Below are 15,367 nucleotides of genomic sequence, written 5' to 3'. Positions count from 1 at the left end.
CGGGGGCACCGGGCGGGCGCGGCGCACCGGGCGGGCCGGGCGGCTGCGGGGCGCCCGGGCCCGTCCGGCCGGGATCGGCGAACATCGTGGCGGCCTGGTGGACACCGCCCGGGGGCGTGCCACCAGGGGCGCCCGGAGGCTGCGGCGCACCGGGCGGGCCAGGCGGCTGCGGGGCGCCCGGCGCTCCCGGAGGCCCCGGCGGCTGCGAGGGCTGAGACGCACCCGGCCCCCGAGAGGCACCCGGACCCTGCGCAGCCCCGGCACCCGCAGGACCACCGGAACCGCCTGGACCGGCAGGCCCCTCGGAACCCGGCCCTCCCGGGCCGCCCAGCCCCTCGGGGCCGAGCGCCGACACGAGCTGCGTGGGTACGTAACCACCCGCCGGAGTCCCCGGACCCCCGGGCCCCGACGGCGGCGGCGTGCTGCCCGGGCGCGCACCAGGAGCGCCCGGAGCACCCGGCGGGGGCGGCGTCGCCGGACCCGCGTCGCGCCCACGACCCGGCGGCGGAGCCGCCTTGCTGGTCGCAGCGTCGGCGATGTCCCCGGCGTGGGGCGCGAGCGGCCGCTCCGGCGCACCCGGCGCGGCCGGTGACTGCGGCGCACCACCTCCAGGTCCGGCGGCCCCGCCGCCCGCCCCCTGCGGATACCCGTACGTCGCCCCACCCGACCCGGGCGGCGGCGTACTCGACTGCGAACTCTGCGGGCTCTGCGGATAGCCGTAGGGCTGCCCGCCCGGCACCGGCGGCGTGCCACCCTGCGGCACCCCACCGGGCGGCGTCCCCGGCACGCCGGGCGCGGTGGCCGGGCCCGAAGGGAAGCCGTAGCCCGGACCACCCACAGGGCCGGCCCCGGGGGCCTGCGGACCGGAACCGGGGGCCTGCGCACCGGACCCGGGGGCCTGCGCACCGGAACCAGGGGCGTGCGGATCGTCCACCGCCGGCGTCACCGCCGTCCGCGGAAGCCGGCTGCCGCCGGACATCAGGGCCGTCTTGGCATCGGGCGCGGTCGACGGCGGCGGTGTGCCGTCGTCCTCGCTCAGCGGCGGCGCGAAGACCGTCGCGGGCAACGGCACGGACCGGTCGTCACCGGCATCGCCGTTGGTGTCCGTACCGGCCCAGGGCGTCGCCCCGGCGGGCACACCCTGCGCGGCCGAAGCACCCGGCCCGGCGACCGAGCCGTCGTCCGCCCCAGGGTCACTCCCCCCGGCGGCCGGCCACGCCGCACCACTGTCCGGCGCGACCGGCGCTCCCTGCGCGGGAGGCGCCGCACCCCCGGCCGAGGCACCGGAAACGGAACCGGAAGCCGCCCCCTCACCAGCAGCACCCGAACTCGCTTCACCGGCAGCCGCCGACGCGGCACCGGCCCCCGCACCACGCCCATCCGGAATCCCCAGCTTGTCCGCCGCATCCTGCAACCACTCCGGCGGAGTCAGCAGGAACGACGTCTGATTCAGATCCACCCGCGCGGCAGGCGCCGCGGCAGCCGGCTCGTCCACCGCGTCCGCACGGCCGTACTCCTCCTCGTACCGGCGGATCACCTCACCCACCGGCAGCCCGGGCCACAGCGTCGCCTCACCGCTGTCCCGCGCGATCACCAGCCGCTGCGCACCGCCGTCGGACCGCGGCCCGTCCGCCCGGTCCTCGGCCCACACCACGAACCCGAGGTCGAACTCCCGCACCCGCACCTCACGATGCTGGTACGACGGCAGGTCCCCGTTGATCCACTCTTCCGCGCGCTCCTGCGCCTGCGCGAAGGTCACCATCGCTGACGTCACTCCCCCACGGCCGAGGACGACACCGCGCCCACCGGCACCACACGCGCGAACCCGCCGTCCACCATCAGATTCGCCACCGTCTCCAACTCCGGCGGATGGCCCGCCAGCCGCGACAGGAAAACATCGAAGTCGTCCCCGCACGGCAGCAACAACCGCTCCACCCGCTCCGCCGGCGGCACCGAGGGATCCACGTCCCGCGCGTCGTCGTACGCGCAGAACCACACCGAACCGATCCGCTCACCCTTCACCTTCACGGCGAGCAACCCGCCCTGGACGAAGGAGATCCCCAGATAGTCCTTGGTCAGATGGTCACGCAGACACTTGTTGACATACACCAGGTCATTGACCGCCGCCTCGTCGCGCACCGTGAAGAACGGCTGGTCCACCAGCAGCCCCAGCTCCGCGTCCAGCGCGGCACCCACCGGCGCACAGCCACCCGCCGCCTTCAGGAACAACCGGTACGCACCCGGCAGCCGGTAGCCGAGATCCTCCTCGACCCCCTGCACCTGCGACTCGGTCACCGCGACACCCGACTTCGGCAGCCCGAAGTGCGCCGGACGCGTCTCCTGCAGCGGCCGCGTGCCCCGCTTGGCATGATCGACGCCCGACGTGGCCACGCCCCCGTGATGCCGCAGCAGCGCCTTCACCTCGACCGGAACCAGCTCCAGCCGCCGCGTCCCCACCACGTGGTGCCACGTCCAACCGTGCGGCGTGGCCACCGCCGGCACCGTGTCCCACAGCTCGTGCCCGGACGCCGACAGCGCCGTGTTCGCCGACACGTAGTCCGTCAGCCGCAACTCGTCGACGCCGAAGCCCTCCGGCGGCTCCGCGATCTCCGCGGCCGCACGCGCGTAAGCCGAGAAGTCGGGGTAACCATGCTCGTCGACCCGTACCCCTCTCGGGTGACGGGCCGCCCGGACCGGATCCGGGAAATGCACGACCTGCCCGGCGTAGGCCGCGTTCGGCGGCGCGGCTTGCTGCCCGAGCCGACCTGTCGTCATGGCGGTTGCCCCCTGCGGCACTCTGTACGACCCGTATCCACCACCTCTGGCGCACTACGGCCCGTATCGACTGTCACGTCATCTGTCTCGACTTCACTGCACGTCACCGCAGGCACCGACCCTCACGGATCCCCCTCCGGTTCACGGCATCGATCTCCGAACGGATCACCGCATCGCCCGCGGTGCCGACAGCCTATGCGGTGCGACGACACCGGTCACCGGCACCGGCCGGCACCCCCTTCGCCTCCGTGACCGGCCGTCACCCCACCGTGACGGCACACCCCGCTCCGGGCGTGTCGCAGCGCCCCAGCTTCCGCACCAGCCGCGGCATTTGGCAGTCTGTGACCTCCGGGGGGATGCACGGAGGGGAAGACGATCATGAACGCGACGCAGACGGGGCCACACACCGGCAGGTCCGCCGACCCACGAAACGGCGACCCACGAGCCCGCACCCGCGCCACCGGCCCCCTGGCCGGCGACCCGCGACACGGCGACCCCCGAGCCGGCGACCCCCGCATCGGCTGGAGCTCCACCGAAGCCGCCCACGCCCCCGTCCTCCGCCACCGCCGCGACGGCATCCTCCCCACCGTCGCCGCCGCACTCTCCGTCCGCGGCGCCACCCTCACCGGCACCGCCGCCCGCGGCGACACACCCCCCGCCCTGCACCCCCTCGTCCAGGACTTCCTGGACACCCTCACCAGCGCCCAGCGCGACCGCTTCACCGGCCGCTGCGCCGAAACCATCCTCATCTCCCGCCACATCGCCGCCGCCGACACCGCCCGCAGCAAACGCGCCGCGCGCAAACCCATGACCAACGGCGAGGCACGCAAAGCCCTCAAGCAGGCCAAACTCACCGCCCGACGCATCCGCGAGGACGGCGACCCCCTCCACGGCAGCTTCGCCACCCCCTGCCGCGCCTGCACCGCGCTCAGCGCCCACTTCGGCGTGCGCATAGTCGACCCGGCGTCCCGGAACAACTGACGCCCCCCACCCCCACCCCCCGCACCACCCTCGCACCACCGGACACCCCGGCGCGCCCCTCACGCCACCCCGAAAACCTCGACGAGACGAAGGGCAGATGCACACCGACCGCACCTCCTCCCCCAAGCCCTCAACTCCCTTCGGGCAGGGGGGACCCCCATCCCGCTTCGCCGTACCCGTCGACGCCGCCCTGCGCGCCGCCGGCTGGCAACCCGGACGCTGGGACATCAAACAAGCCGAGATCTGGGCCGACGCCCTGCGCGACCACGCCTCCCCCGCCGGCCACCGCCACATCGTCTTCCCCGCCGCCGTCGAGGCCTGGGCCGAATTCGGCGGACTCCACATCACCCCCACCGGCCCCGGCCGCCAGGTCGCCCCCGCCACCCTCCACCTCGACCCGCTGCACGGCCTCCACATGGCCCGCACCCTCGGCGACCTCGGCCGCGCCCTCGGCACCGACGTCTGCCCCCTCGGCGCCGAAACCGACAGCCAGGCCCTCCTCGCCATCGACACCGGCGGCCGCGTCTACACCCTCGACCACACCGGCGACTGGTACCTCGGCCCCGACATCGACCAGGCCCTCGCCACCCTCATCACCGGCACCGACCCCGTACGCCTCACCACAGGCTGACCACGCGACCCGCCCCGAACGGGCTACGACGCAGGAATCACCGCCGACACCCGAAAACCCCCCGCATCCGTCGGCCCGGACACGAACACCCCACCCAGCGCCGACACCCGCTCCTTCATCCCCACCAGCCCGTTCCCCCCGGACGGCAACCGCGCCGACGACGCCGCCTCCTCAGGCGGCTCGTTCTCCACCTGCATCGCGATCTCCGACACCCGATGCGCCAACCGCACATACGTCTTCGCCCCGGCCGCGTGCTTGTGGACGTTCGTCAACGCCTCCTGCACCACCCGATACGCCGCCTGCTCCACCACAGGCGCGTACGACCGGGCATCCCCCTCCACCGAGAACGCCACCACCATCCCCGCGGCAGCCGACTGCCCCACCAACTCCTCGATCTCCGCCAGCGACGGCCCCTCGTCATCCGCCGCCCGCGAAGCCGCCGCGGCCGCGGCCACCCCCACCGCCACCAACGGCACCGACGCCGCACGCTCACGCCGCACGTCGCCCCCACCGCTGCGCAGCACCCCGAGCATCTCCCGCAACTCCGTCAGCGCCTGCCGCCCCATGTCCCCCACCAGCGCGGCATTCCTGACCGCCTTCTCCGGATCCTTCCGCGCCACCGCCTGCAACGCCGCGGCATGCACCACCATCAGACTCACCCGATGCGCGACGACATCGTGCATCTCCCGCGCGATCCGCGTCCGCTCCTCGTTCCGGGCCCACTCGGCCCGCTCCTCCGCCCGCTCCGCGAGCAACTGAAGCTCCCGCTCCAGACTGTCCGCCCGCTCCCGCAGGCTCTCCATCAACCGCCGCCGTGCCCCCACATACAGACCCAGCAGCACCGGAGGCGCGGTGAACCCCAGCGACATCGTGATCGCCGCGAAGGGCACGAACCAGTCCCCTATGTCCAAGTCCCCCCGCGACATGTCCTGCCGCGTCTTCACGAACGTCACGATCATCGTCCCGACCAGCGACATCCCCGCCAGCGAGGCGATGATCCGCCGGGGCAGCTCGGCCGCGGCCAGCGTGTACAGGCCGACGACCCCCATCAGGAAACCCATCTCGGCCGGCGTGATGGCGATCGACACCAGCACGACCGCGATCGGCCACCGCCTCCGCACCAGCAGCACGGAACCGGCCAGCGCCCCGAAGACGACCCCCGCCGCCACCGGGATCCCGGCGTCCTTCGCGAACGGCATCCCCTCCAACGCGCACTCCAGCGCGGACACCACCGCCAGGCTCACATCGAACACGGCACTACGCCGCCTGGCCCACCACCACGGCCCTCCCCGGGCCGTCACATGGTCTTCCCCCGTCGCGGTCATGCCTCCAGCCTAAAGGCGCCCCCCGCCGGTTTTCCGGCGCATTTCCTGGACTGGCCTACACCACACAGGGTGACCGTTCGGCTGCGAAACCACCCGATATGCCTCGAACTGCTGAATCGCTCACCGTTCGACCCCGGAAGCCTCCATTCCGCCCGGACGGTATGCCTATGACACATGCACTCGGCAAGTACGCGGACTTCGAGGGCCTGCGCGAGAAGGCGGTGGAGCTGCGCCGCGCAGGGCTCAGCCGCCGCCAGATCCGCGACCGCCTCCACGTCGACAACAACGACATCCTCAACCGCCTGCTGGAGGGCGAACCCGCGCCGGCCTGGACGAAGCGCCCGAACGCGAAGGACGACCTGAGAGAGAAGGCGAGGGAGCTCCGGCTCCAGGGCTGGACGTACGACCGGATCCAGGTGGAGCTGGGCTGCTCGAAGAGTTCGATCTCGCTGTGGGTGCGGGACCTGCCGAAGCCGGAGCGCAAGCGCAGCACCGAGGAGGCGTCGGCGATCGCGAGGCGGGGCTGGGACGCCACCTTGCGCCTGCGCGACGAGGAACGACAGCGCATGAAGGAGGCCGCCAAGGATGCGGTCGGCGACCTGTCCGACAGAGAGGTCTTCCTGGCCGGAGTGACCCTCTACTGGGCCGAGGGAGCCAAGGACAAGCCGTACGGTCGCCGCGAGAGGCTGCACTTCATCAACAGCGACCCGAACGTCATCAGTTTCTTCCTGCGCCGGCTCGACGTACTGGGCGTGGAGCGCGAGCGCCTGCGCTTTCGGGTGAGCATCCACGAGTCTGCCAACGTGGCGAGCGCCGAGACGTTTTGGGCCGCCTTGGTAGGTGTCGAGCCCTCGACATTCCAGAGGGCCACCCTCAAAAAGCACAACCCGAAGACAAGCCGGAAGAACACCTCAGACGCGTATCACGGCTGCTTGATCGTGTACGTACTCAAGAGCGCCGACCTTTACCGTCGCATGGAAGGCGCCTGGTACGGCATAGTAGGAGGCGCTGCTCGGCGACCTGACTAAATGTCCGGTTTAGTCGAGTTCATTCCCCCGTGGTGTAATTGGTAAGCACTGTGGCTTTTGGTGCCATCTGTCCGGGTTCGAGTCCTGGCGGGGGAGCGCATGCTCACGTTCGGGCCCTGACCGGCGGCAGCCAAGTCAGGGCCCACTCTCATGCCCCCCACAAAACCCCCCGGTATCCTGCGGATGTCACCCCACCGCATCCACAGCCGAAGGGCATCCCGTGAGCGCCAACCGCCCGGCAGCCGTCGTCGTTCTCGCAGCGGGTGAGGGCACCCGTATGAAGTCGGCCACACCCAAGGTCCTGCATGAGCTCTGCGGTCGCAGTCTCGTCGGGCACGTGCTCGCCGCCGCGGGCGAGCTGCGGCCCGAGCACCTGGTCGTCGTGGTCGGCCACGCGCGGGAGAAGGTCACCGCGCATCTGGGCGAGATCGCGCCCGACGTGCGCACCGCCGTACAGGCGGAGCAGAACGGCACGGGGCACGCCGTGCGGAGGGGCCTGGAGGAGCTGGGCGGGTCCGTGGACGGGACCGTGGTCGTCGTGTGCGGCGATACGCCGCTGCTGACCGGGGCGACGCTGCGGGCGCTCGCCGCCACGCACTCGGCCGACGGCAACGCGGTCACCGTGCTGACCGCCGAGGTGTCGGACGCGACGGGGTACGGGCGGATCGTCCGTGACGACGCGACCGGAGCCGTCACCGCGATCGTCGAGCACAAGGACGCCAGCGAGGCCCAGCGGTCGATCCGTGAGATCAATTCGGGGGTGTTCGCGTTCGACGGCCAGTTGCTGGCGGACGCGCTGAAGAAGGTGCGGACGGACAACAGTCAGGGCGAGGAGTACCTGACCGATGTGCTGGGGATCCTGCGTGAGGCCGGGCATCGGGTGGGGGCGTCGGTGGCCGGTGACCACCGTGAGATCGCCGGCATCAACAATCGTGTGCAGTTGTCGGAGGCCCGCCGGACTCTGAACGACCGGTTGCTGACGGAGGCGATGCTCGCCGGTGTGACGGTCGTCGACCCGGCGACCACGTGGATCGATGTGACGGTCACGTTCGAGCAGGACGCCGTGGTCCACCCGGGCACGCAGCTGCACGGTTCGACGCACCTGGCGGAGGGCGCCGAGGTCGGGCCCAACGCGCGGCTGACCGACACGCGCGTGGGTGCGGGTGCGCGGGTCGACAACACCGTGGCCACGGGCGCCGAGGTCGGCCCGGAGGCGACGGTGGGTCCGTACGCGTATCTGCGTCCGGGGACGCGGCTGGGGGCGAAGGGCAAGATCGGGACGTACGTCGAGACGAAGAACGCGTCGATCGGGGACGGGACGAAGGTGCCGCACCTTTCCTATGTGGGTGATGCGACCATCGGGGAGCAGACCAACATCGGTGCCGCGAGCGTGTTCGTGAACTACGACGGGCAGGAGAAGCACCACACGACCATCGGTTCGCACTGCCGGACGGGCTCGGACAACATGTTTGTGGCGCCTGTCACGGTGGGGGACGGCGCGTACACCGCCGCCGGGTCCGTGATCACGAAGGATGTGCCGCCCGGTTCGCTGGCCGTGGCCCGTGGTCAGCAGCGGAATATCGAGGGTTGGGTGGCTCGCAAGCGTCCGGGGAGCGCGGCCGCGAGGGCGGCTGAGGCGGCTTCCCGGGAGTCGGCCGGTGAGGGCTGACCGGAAACCGATGCCTCAAACACGGCGTACGGTGATAAGTGCACACCCGCACCCCCACCAGCTGAGACGGCCTCCGGCAAGCCGGCTGCGAGGTCTCTCGACACCCAGCTGCGAAACCTCTGAGGAGACAGTGCTGTGACCGGGATCAAGACGACCGGCGAGAAGAAGTTGATGTTCTTCTCCGGCCGCGCCCACCCCGAGCTTGCGGAGGAGGTCGCCCAACAGCTGGGTGTCGGGGTTGTCCCGACGAAGGCCTTCGACTTCGCGAACGGTGAGATCTATGTGCGGTATCAGGAGTCCGCGCGTGGTGCCGACTGTTTCCTGATCCAGAGCCACACGGCTCCGATCAACAAGTGGATCATGGAGCAGTTGATCATGATCGACGCGCTGAAGCGTGCGTCGGCCCGCTCCATCACGGTCATCGTGCCGTTCTACGGTTACGCGCGGCAGGACAAGAAGCACCGTGGGCGTGAACCGATTTCGGCGCGTCTGATCGCGGACATGATGAAGACGGCGGGTGCGGACCGGCTCCTGACGGTGGATCTGCACACGGACCAGATCCAGGGCTTCTTCGACGGTCCGGTGGATCACCTGTTCGCGCTGCCGCTGCTGGCGGACTATGTGGGCCGGAAGGTGGACCGGGCGAAGCTGACGGTCGTGTCGCCGGACGCGGGCCGGGTCCGGGTGGCGGACCGTTGGTGTGACCGGCTGGGTGCGCCGCTGGCGATCGTGCACAAGCGCCGGGACAAGGATGTGGCGAACCAGGTCACCGTCCACGAGGTCGTGGGTGAGGTGAAGGGCCGCGTGTGTGTCCTGGTGGACGACATGATCGACACGGGTGGGACGATCTGCGCCGCGGCGGACGCGCTGTTCGCGCACGGTGCGGAGGACGTGATCGTGACGGCGACGCATGGTGTGCTGTCGGGCCCGGCGAGCGATCGTCTGAAGAACTCGCGGGTGAGTGAGTTCGTGTTCACGAACACGCTGCCGACGCCGGGTGAGCTGAGCGGGGACCTGGACAAGATCTCGGTGCTGTCCATCGCGCCGACGATCGCGAACGCGGTGCGTGAGGTGTTCGAGGACGGTTCGGTGACGAGCCTGTTCGACGACCAGTAAGAGTCGCTGGTCGGGTCTGTGTAGATCGTTTTGGGTGCGGCCTTCCCCTCCGAGTAGACTGCTGAAGTTGCTCGGCGAGGGAGGCCGTTTCCGTTTCGGGACGCGGCTGTCCGTTATCGACGCGCTCTTCGTAGCAGGCCGTTCGTGGCCGGGTGACCTCCCCCAAGCTCGAAAGAGCAGGGGGTACCCCCACCCGTTTCTGACTTCGAGGAGTGACTATGTCCGAGGTGAAGATCTCCGCCGCGACGCGCACCGAGTTCGGCAAGGGTGCCGCGCGCCGTATCCGTCGTGAAGACAAGGTTCCGGGTGTCCTGTACGGGCACGGTTCGGACCCGGTGCACCTGACTCTGCCGGGTCACGACCTGCTGATGGCGCTGCGTACGCCGAACGTGCTGATCGCGCTGGACATCGACGGCACGAGCAACGAGCTGGCGATTCCGAAGTCCGTGCAGCGTGACCCGCTGAAGGGTTTCCTGGAGCACGTCGACCTGCAGCTGGTGAAGCGTGGCGAGCAGGTGAACGTCGACATCTACGTCCACACCGAGGGTGAGCTGGCCCCGGGTGGCAACCTGCTGGAGCACGTGCTGAACGCGCTTCCGGTCGTGGCCGAGGCCACGCACATTCCGGAGTCCGTGACCGTCTCCGTCCAGGGTCTGACGGCCGGTGACTCCGTCCTCGCCAAGGACATCCCGCTGCCCAAGGGCACGACGCTGGCCGTCGAGGAGGACACCGTCGTCCTTCAGGTCCTGGCCGCCCAGGCCGAGGAGTCCTCGGAGGGTGAGGAAGAGGGCGGAGAGGCCGCCGAGGCCTGATCCTCCGCTTCGTCGTTTCGTCGGCCGCTGTTCCCGTGCGGGGCAGCGGCCGACGCGTATGAAGGAGACATGGACGTGACGACCGATGCCGCCGCTCCCTGGCTGATCGTGGGGCTGGGCAATCCGGGGCCGGAGTACGCGGGGAACCGGCACAACGTGGGTTTCATGGTGGCCGATCTGCTGGCGGACCGGGTCGGGGGGAGGTTCAAGCGGGCCGGGCGGGCGCAGGCGCAGGTCGTGGAGGGCCGGATCGGGCCTCCGGGGCCGTTGAACCGGCGGGTGGTTCTGGCGAAGCCGATGTCGTACATGAATCTGTCGGGCGGGCCGGTGAACGCGCTGCGGGAGTTCTACAAGGTCCCGGTGGGCCATGTGGTGGCGGTGCATGACGAGCTGGACATCGACTATGGGGCGTTGCGGCTGAAGCTGGGTGGCGGGGACAACGGGCACAACGGTCTGAAGTCGATGACGAAGGCGTTCGGTGCGGAGTATCACCGGGTGCGGTTCGGGATCGGGCGGCCGCCTGGGCGGATGCCGGTGGCGGATTTCGTGCTGAAGGATTTTTCGTCGGCGGAGCGCAAGGAGCTGGACTACTTCGTGGACCGGGCGGCGGACGCGGTGGAGGCGTTGGTGATCGAGGGCCTGGAGCGGGCGCAGAGCACGTACAACTCCTGACGTGTCGCCCACTGAGGTTGACGGGCCGTTCAGGCATGGCCAATGATCCCGGCCATGCCTGCCCATGCCGCTTCTTCCCGTCGGGCCTCGGCCGTTGTGCTGCGGTTCGGGCGGTTCGCGGCGATGGGGGCGGTCGCGGTGCTGATCCTGGTCGCGGGTGTGTGGGCCTCGTGGGGTACGGCGCAGCATGTGATGCTGACGAAGGGCCGGGAGCGGGGCACGGTCGAGGTGACGCGGTGTGGGCCGAAGACGTGTTCGGGCCGGTACACGCCGCTGTCGGAGGGTTCGCTTCCGCGGTCGCGGGTGGTGCTGGAGAAGTCGGTCGCGGTGGAGCAGGGCGGGGCCTACACGGTGGTGATGAAGCCCGGCGGTGACGAGGCGGTGCGTTCGGGTCCGGCGGGGGTCCTGTACGCGTGGGTTCCGCTGGGTGGCGCGCTGTTGCTGGCGTCGGTGGTGGTGGCGGGTGGTCTGCTGCGGACGCGGGCGGCGTGGGTGTTGGCGTTGTCGGGGGTGGGGTTGCTGACGGCCGCGTTCGTGACCGTCTGAGGGGTTGGGGCGTTCTCTCCTTCTGTGGAGGGGTCGAGGTGTTGTGTGTTCGTGATTGACGTGTTGCCTGGTGAGGCTGGAAGCTGAGCCGCCCCCTCCACATCTTCCCGGTCACTTCTCGAAGATGGACTAATTCTCGATGCGCACTCTCTCGCGTTCGGGCGCTGTCTGCGCCGCCGCTTCCGCGGTCCTCCTGCTCGCTCCCACCGCCGAGGCCACTCCGCCCGGTGACAACGGCACGGTGAAGATCCATGACGCCTCGACGGGTGAGGAACTGCGCCGTAACGAGCCGCATGTGTGCACCTTCTACCTGGACGCCTTCGGTTTTGACGGCGGGCAGGAGGTGGACTGGCACATCGACGCCATCCCTCCGAGTGAGAACAAGGGGGAGACGGTGAAGTCGGGTGCGCTGACCCTGGACGCCCAGGGTCACGGTCGTAGTGCGGATCTGTCGCTGCCCGACGGGCACTACAAGCTGTTCTGGACCTTCGAGGGGGAGAAGGGATCCGCCAAGCACAAGGTGTTCTGGACGGACTGTGAGGACGAGCAGGAGCCGGGTGGCGCAACGCCGTCCGGGTCGGCGTCCGGGTCGCCGTCGACGGGGGCGTCACAGGCCCCGTCGGGTGAGCCGGGCGCGTCGGGTGAGCCGGGTGTGTCGGCGTCCCCGAGTGCGTCGGCCGGTGGTGGTGTGCCGGTGTCCTCGTCGCCGTCGCCGCAGGGCGGTACGGACGGTGACCTGGCGGAGACGGGGAGCGGGGCGCCGGTGGGTCTGCTGTCGGGGGTGGCGGCGGTGCTGCTGGCGGCCGGCGGGTTCCTGGTGGTGCGGCGGCGCGGGTTGGGCCGCGGCTGACGTGGAACGGCCGTGCCCCCGAGCTCTGTACGGGCTCGGGGGCACGGTGGTGTCCGGGGTGGTTCAGCCGGTGTTGCGCAGGCCGGCTGCCACGCCGTTGACGGTGAGCAGGAGGGCGCGGGCGAGGAGCGGGTCGGCCTGTTCGGCGGCGGCGGCCGCGTCGCGCTGGCGCTTGAGCAGGGCGACCTGGAGGTAGGAGATGGGGTCGAGGTAGGCGTCGCGGATGGCGAAGGTCTGCTTCAGGACGGGTTCGGCGTCGAGGAGTTCGTTCTCACCGGTGACGCGCAGGACTTCGCGGACGGTGAGTTCGTGTTCGGCCTTGATGGTGTCGAAGATGTGCTTGAGCTCGTCGGGGACGAGGGTGTCGACGTAGTGCTGGGCGATCCGCAGGTCGGTCTTGGCCAGGGTCATCTCGACGTTGGAGATGAAGTTGCGGAAGAAGTGCCACTGCTGGTGCATCTCGTCGAGGACGGTGTCGAGGCCGGCTTCGCGCAGGGCCTTGAGGCCGGAGCCGACGCCGAACCAGCCGGGGACGATCTGGCGGGACTGGGTCCAGCCGAACACCCAGGGGATGGCGCGCAGTCCGTCGAGCGAGACGCCGGAGCCGGGGCGGCGGGAGGGCCGGGAGCCCAGGTGCAGGTCGGCGAGCTGGTCCACCGGCGTCGACGCGAGGAAGTACGTCGGCAGGTCGGGGTCCTCGACGAGCTTGCGGTAGGCGCTGTGGGCGGCGTCGGAGACGACGTCCATGGCGGCGTCCCAGCGGGCGAGGGCCTCGTCCGACTGGCGTGGGGCGGTGTGCAGGGCGGAGGCCTGCAGGGTGGCCGCGACGGTCAGTTCGAGGTTCTCGCGGGCGAGGGCCGGGATGAGGTACTTGTCGGAGATGACCTCGCCCTGCTCGGTGACCTTGATCTCGCCTTCGAGGGTGCCCCAGGGCTGGGCGAGGATGGCGTCGTGGGTGGGGCCGCCGCCGCGGCCGACGGTGCCGCCGCGGCCGTGGAAGAGGCGCAGGCGTACGCCGTAGCGGTGGGCGACGTCGCGCAGGCGGCGCTGGGCGCGGTGGATCTCCCACTGGCTGGTGGTGATGCCGCCGAACTTGGAGGAGTCGGAGTAGCCGAGCATGACCTCCTGGACGTCGCCCCGCAGTGCGACCAGGCGCCGGTAGGACGGGTCGGAGAGCATGTCCTCCAGGATGGTGTCGGCTGCCTTGAGCTCGTCGGTGGTCTCCAGCAGCGGCACGATGCCGATCTTGGCCCAGCCGGCGTGCAGGTCGATGAGGCCGGCCTCGCGGGCGAGGACGGCGGCGGCGAAGACGTCGTCGGCGCCCTGGCACATGGAGATGATGTAGGACTCGATGACCTCGGGTCCGAAGACCTCCAGGGCCTTCTTCACGGTCTGGAAGACCCCGAGGGTCTTCTCGCCGGGCGCGTCGACGGGGGCCGGGGTCGGGGCGAGGGGCCTTCTGGACCTGAGTTCCTTGGCGAGGAGCTTGGCGCGGTAGTCGCGGGGCATGTCGGCGTAGCGCCAGGATTCCTCGCCGAGCCGGTCGAAGAGCTGGCCGAGGGCGTGGTGGTGGGCGTCGGCGTGTTCGCGGACGTCCATGGTGGCGAGCTGGAGGCCGAAGGCGGCGAGGGTGCGGATGGTGCGGGCGAGGCGGCCGTCGGCGAAGAGGCCGCCGCGGTGCTCGCGCAGGGAGTTCTGGATGATCCGCAGGTCGGCGATGAGTTCGCCGGTGCCGAGGTAGTCGCGGCCGGCCACGTGGGCGGTGCCCTTGGCGAGGCGCTTCTTGGTGTTCTCCAGCTTCTGCCGGATGCAGGTGGCCTTGAGCCGGTAGGGCTCTTCGGCGTTGAGGCGCTTGTAGCGGGGGCTGATCTCGGGGAGGTTCTCCAGGTCGGCCTGGAGGGAGGTCAGCAGTTCCTCGGTGGCGCCGGCGTAGCGGATGGAGTTCGACAGGAAACCGCGGAGTTCGTCGATCGTCTCCAGGGCGTCGTTGATGCCGTGCTCGTGCTGGAGGATGAGGACGTCCCAGGTGACCTGGGGGGTGACGTTGGGGTTGCCGTCGCGGTCGCCGCCGATCCAGGTGCCGAAGGTGAGGGGGCGGGTGTCGTCGGGGAGCTTGACCCCGGCCCGTTCCAGTTCGGCGGTGAGGTCCTCCAGGACGTCGCCGACGGCGCCGGCGTGCAGTTCGTCCAGGTAGTAGATGGCGTTGCGGGCCTCGTCGGCGGGCTCGGGGCGGACGACGCGCAGTTCGTCGGTCTGCCAGACGAGGTCGATGTTCTCGGCCAGCCGGATGTCGAGGCGGCGCCGGTCGGAGTCGATGACCGGGGTCTCCAGGAGCGCGGCGATGCGCCGGAGCTTGTTCAGGACGGACCGGCGTGCGGCCTCGGTGGGGTGGGCCGTGAACACGGGGCGCACGTTGAGGTTGCGGACCGTCTCGCGCAGGTGCTCGGGGTCGGCGTCCTTGAGCCGGTCGGCCGTACGGGCGAGGAGTCCGCCTTCGTCGGCGCGGCGGGCGCGCAGCTCGCGGCCGCGGTGGACCTGCTCGGTGACGTTGGCCAGATGGAAGTAGGTGGAGAAGGCGCGGACCAGCTTGGCCGCGGTGTCGAGTTCGGTGCCGCGCAGCAGCTCGGCGGCGGCCTCGCCGTCCTCCCGGGTGAGGCGGCGGACCTTCTCGACGAGTTCCAGCAGCTCAGGGCCTTCTTGGCGGACGAGGGTCTCGCCGAGGAGGTCGCCCAGCCGGCGGATGTCGGCGCGCAGCTCGCTGCTCGTCGTGGTGGTCTGGTCGTCGGCACTGCTCACAGGTGCGGCTCCTTGCAGTAATCAGGAGGTGCGTCGCGAAGCGACTCCCTGAAAGGGCGGTGGTGGGCGACGGGTGGAATCGTCTGGGAGGGGAACCCGGACGGCGTCTCGCGCGGCGGGGCGCCGCTTACGGTCCGGTTGTCCGGGAAGAAATCAGAGCGGACCG

The 15,367-nt window shown here is 70.7% G+C and carries 13 protein-coding genes and 1 tRNA gene; 10 read left to right on the top strand and 4 right to left on the bottom strand.

What is annotated here, in order from left to right:
* Both QNO09_RS36670 and QNO09_RS36665 read right to left on the bottom strand, forming a co-directional pair.
* The coding region (locus tag QNO09_RS36670; protein ID WP_502962392.1) for an SUKH-4 family immunity protein at positions 1-1,762 on the bottom strand (1,762 nt) is incomplete at its 3' end.
* Between the two features lie 8 nt (positions 1,763-1,770).
* A complete protein-coding gene (locus QNO09_RS36665) occupies positions 1,771-2,775 on the bottom strand; it encodes an SMI1/KNR4 family protein (protein ID WP_283974565.1) in 1,005 nt (334 codons plus the stop codon).
* A 378-nt stretch (positions 2,776-3,153) separates the two neighbouring features.
* Between QNO09_RS36665 and QNO09_RS36660 the strand changes: the two genes are divergently transcribed.
* Both QNO09_RS36660 and QNO09_RS36655 read left to right on the top strand, forming a co-directional pair.
* A complete protein-coding gene (locus QNO09_RS36660) occupies positions 3,154-3,756 on the top strand; it encodes a YwqJ-related putative deaminase (RefSeq protein ID WP_283974564.1) in 603 nt (200 codons plus the stop codon).
* Between the two features lie 97 nt (positions 3,757-3,853).
* A complete protein-coding gene (locus QNO09_RS36655; RefSeq protein WP_283974563.1) occupies positions 3,854-4,387 on the top strand; it encodes an SUKH-3 domain-containing protein in 534 nt (177 codons plus the stop codon).
* A 23-nt stretch (positions 4,388-4,410) separates the two neighbouring features.
* Here QNO09_RS36655 and QNO09_RS36650 read toward each other — a convergent pair whose 3' ends face one another.
* A complete protein-coding gene (locus QNO09_RS36650; RefSeq protein ID WP_283974562.1) occupies positions 4,411-5,712 on the bottom strand; it encodes a sensor histidine kinase in 1,302 nt (433 codons plus the stop codon).
* 167 nt (positions 5,713-5,879) lie between these two features.
* Here QNO09_RS36650 and QNO09_RS36645 point away from each other — a divergent pair, with 167 nt between their 5' ends.
* The 8 genes from QNO09_RS36645 (at position 5,880) to QNO09_RS36610 (ending at position 12,405) form a co-directional block, all read left to right on the top strand.
* Positions 5,880-6,740 (top strand): hypothetical protein, encoded by an 861-nt coding sequence (locus QNO09_RS36645; protein WP_283974561.1) that lies wholly within the window; start codon positions 5,880-5,882, stop codon positions 6,738-6,740.
* A gap of 23 nt (positions 6,741-6,763) precedes the next feature.
* Positions 6,764-6,836: transfer RNA gene (locus QNO09_RS36640), tRNA-Gln, on the top strand.
* A 124-nt stretch (positions 6,837-6,960) separates the two neighbouring features.
* The gene (gene glmU / locus QNO09_RS36635; protein WP_283974560.1) at positions 6,961-8,409 is read left to right on the top strand and encodes a bifunctional UDP-N-acetylglucosamine diphosphorylase/glucosamine-1-phosphate N-acetyltransferase GlmU; all 1,449 of its coding nucleotides are present in this window, start codon (positions 6,961-6,963) and stop codon (positions 8,407-8,409) included.
* A 135-nt stretch (positions 8,410-8,544) separates the two neighbouring features.
* On the top strand, positions 8,545-9,525 hold the full coding sequence (locus QNO09_RS36630) for a ribose-phosphate diphosphokinase (RefSeq protein WP_283974559.1): 981 nt from the start codon (positions 8,545-8,547) through the stop codon (positions 9,523-9,525).
* A 218-nt stretch (positions 9,526-9,743) separates the two neighbouring features.
* Positions 9,744-10,337 carry a 50S ribosomal protein L25/general stress protein Ctc gene (locus QNO09_RS36625; protein ID WP_283974558.1) on the top strand — a complete coding sequence of 198 codons (594 nt, stop codon included), beginning with the start codon at positions 9,744-9,746 and terminating at the stop codon, positions 10,335-10,337.
* 69 nt (positions 10,338-10,406) lie between these two features.
* Positions 10,407-11,009, top strand: a complete 603-nt coding sequence (gene pth / locus QNO09_RS36620; RefSeq protein ID WP_283974557.1) for an aminoacyl-tRNA hydrolase — start codon at positions 10,407-10,409, stop codon at positions 11,007-11,009.
* 54 nt (positions 11,010-11,063) lie between these two features.
* Positions 11,064-11,555: a hypothetical protein gene (locus QNO09_RS36615; protein WP_283974556.1), complete on the top strand. Its 492-nt coding sequence runs from the start codon at positions 11,064-11,066 to the stop codon at positions 11,553-11,555.
* Positions 11,556-11,694: 139 nt separating this feature from the next.
* Positions 11,695-12,405 carry an LPXTG cell wall anchor domain-containing protein gene (locus QNO09_RS36610; RefSeq protein ID WP_283974555.1) on the top strand — a complete coding sequence of 237 codons (711 nt, stop codon included), beginning with the start codon at positions 11,695-11,697 and terminating at the stop codon, positions 12,403-12,405.
* 63 nt (positions 12,406-12,468) lie between these two features.
* On the opposite strand, the gene ppc is transcribed toward QNO09_RS36610, so the two are convergent.
* Positions 12,469-15,201, bottom strand: a complete 2,733-nt coding sequence (ppc, locus tag QNO09_RS36605; protein WP_283974554.1) for a phosphoenolpyruvate carboxylase — start codon at positions 15,199-15,201, stop codon at positions 12,469-12,471.
* Between the last annotated feature and the right edge of the window lie 166 nt (positions 15,202-15,367).

This window comes from Streptomyces sp. 378 (genome assembly GCF_030124145.1).
Taxonomy (GTDB): Bacteria; Actinomycetota; Actinomycetes; order Streptomycetales; family Streptomycetaceae; genus Streptomyces.
The sequence above is the reverse complement of the archived record's forward strand: the minus strand, read 5'-3'. Positions and strand labels throughout refer to the sequence as shown.

What these genes read in the sequence shown, in the direction of transcription:
- QNO09_RS36650 (WP_283974562.1), bottom strand. Translation starts at nt 5,712, where the DNA reads ATGACCGCGACGGGGGAAGACCATGTGACGGCCCGGGGAGGGCCGTGG.
- QNO09_RS36660 (WP_283974564.1), top strand. Translation starts at nt 3,154, where the DNA reads ATGAACGCGACGCAGACGGGGCCACACACCGGCAGGTCCGCCGACCCA.
- QNO09_RS36625 (WP_283974558.1), top strand. Translation starts at nt 9,744, where the DNA reads ATGTCCGAGGTGAAGATCTCCGCCGCGACGCGCACCGAGTTCGGCAAG.
- QNO09_RS36665 (WP_283974565.1), bottom strand. Translation starts at nt 2,775, where the DNA reads ATGACGACAGGTCGGCTCGGGCAGCAAGCCGCGCCGCCGAACGCGGCC.
- QNO09_RS36655 (WP_283974563.1), top strand. Translation starts at nt 3,854, where the DNA reads ATGCACACCGACCGCACCTCCTCCCCCAAGCCCTCAACTCCCTTCGGG.
- pth (WP_283974557.1), top strand. Translation starts at nt 10,407, where the DNA reads ATGGACGTGACGACCGATGCCGCCGCTCCCTGGCTGATCGTGGGGCTG.
- QNO09_RS36610 (WP_283974555.1), top strand. Translation starts at nt 11,695, where the DNA reads ATGCGCACTCTCTCGCGTTCGGGCGCTGTCTGCGCCGCCGCTTCCGCG.
- QNO09_RS36645 (WP_283974561.1), top strand. Translation starts at nt 5,880, where the DNA reads ATGACACATGCACTCGGCAAGTACGCGGACTTCGAGGGCCTGCGCGAG.
- QNO09_RS36615 (WP_283974556.1), top strand. Translation starts at nt 11,064, where the DNA reads ATGCCTGCCCATGCCGCTTCTTCCCGTCGGGCCTCGGCCGTTGTGCTG.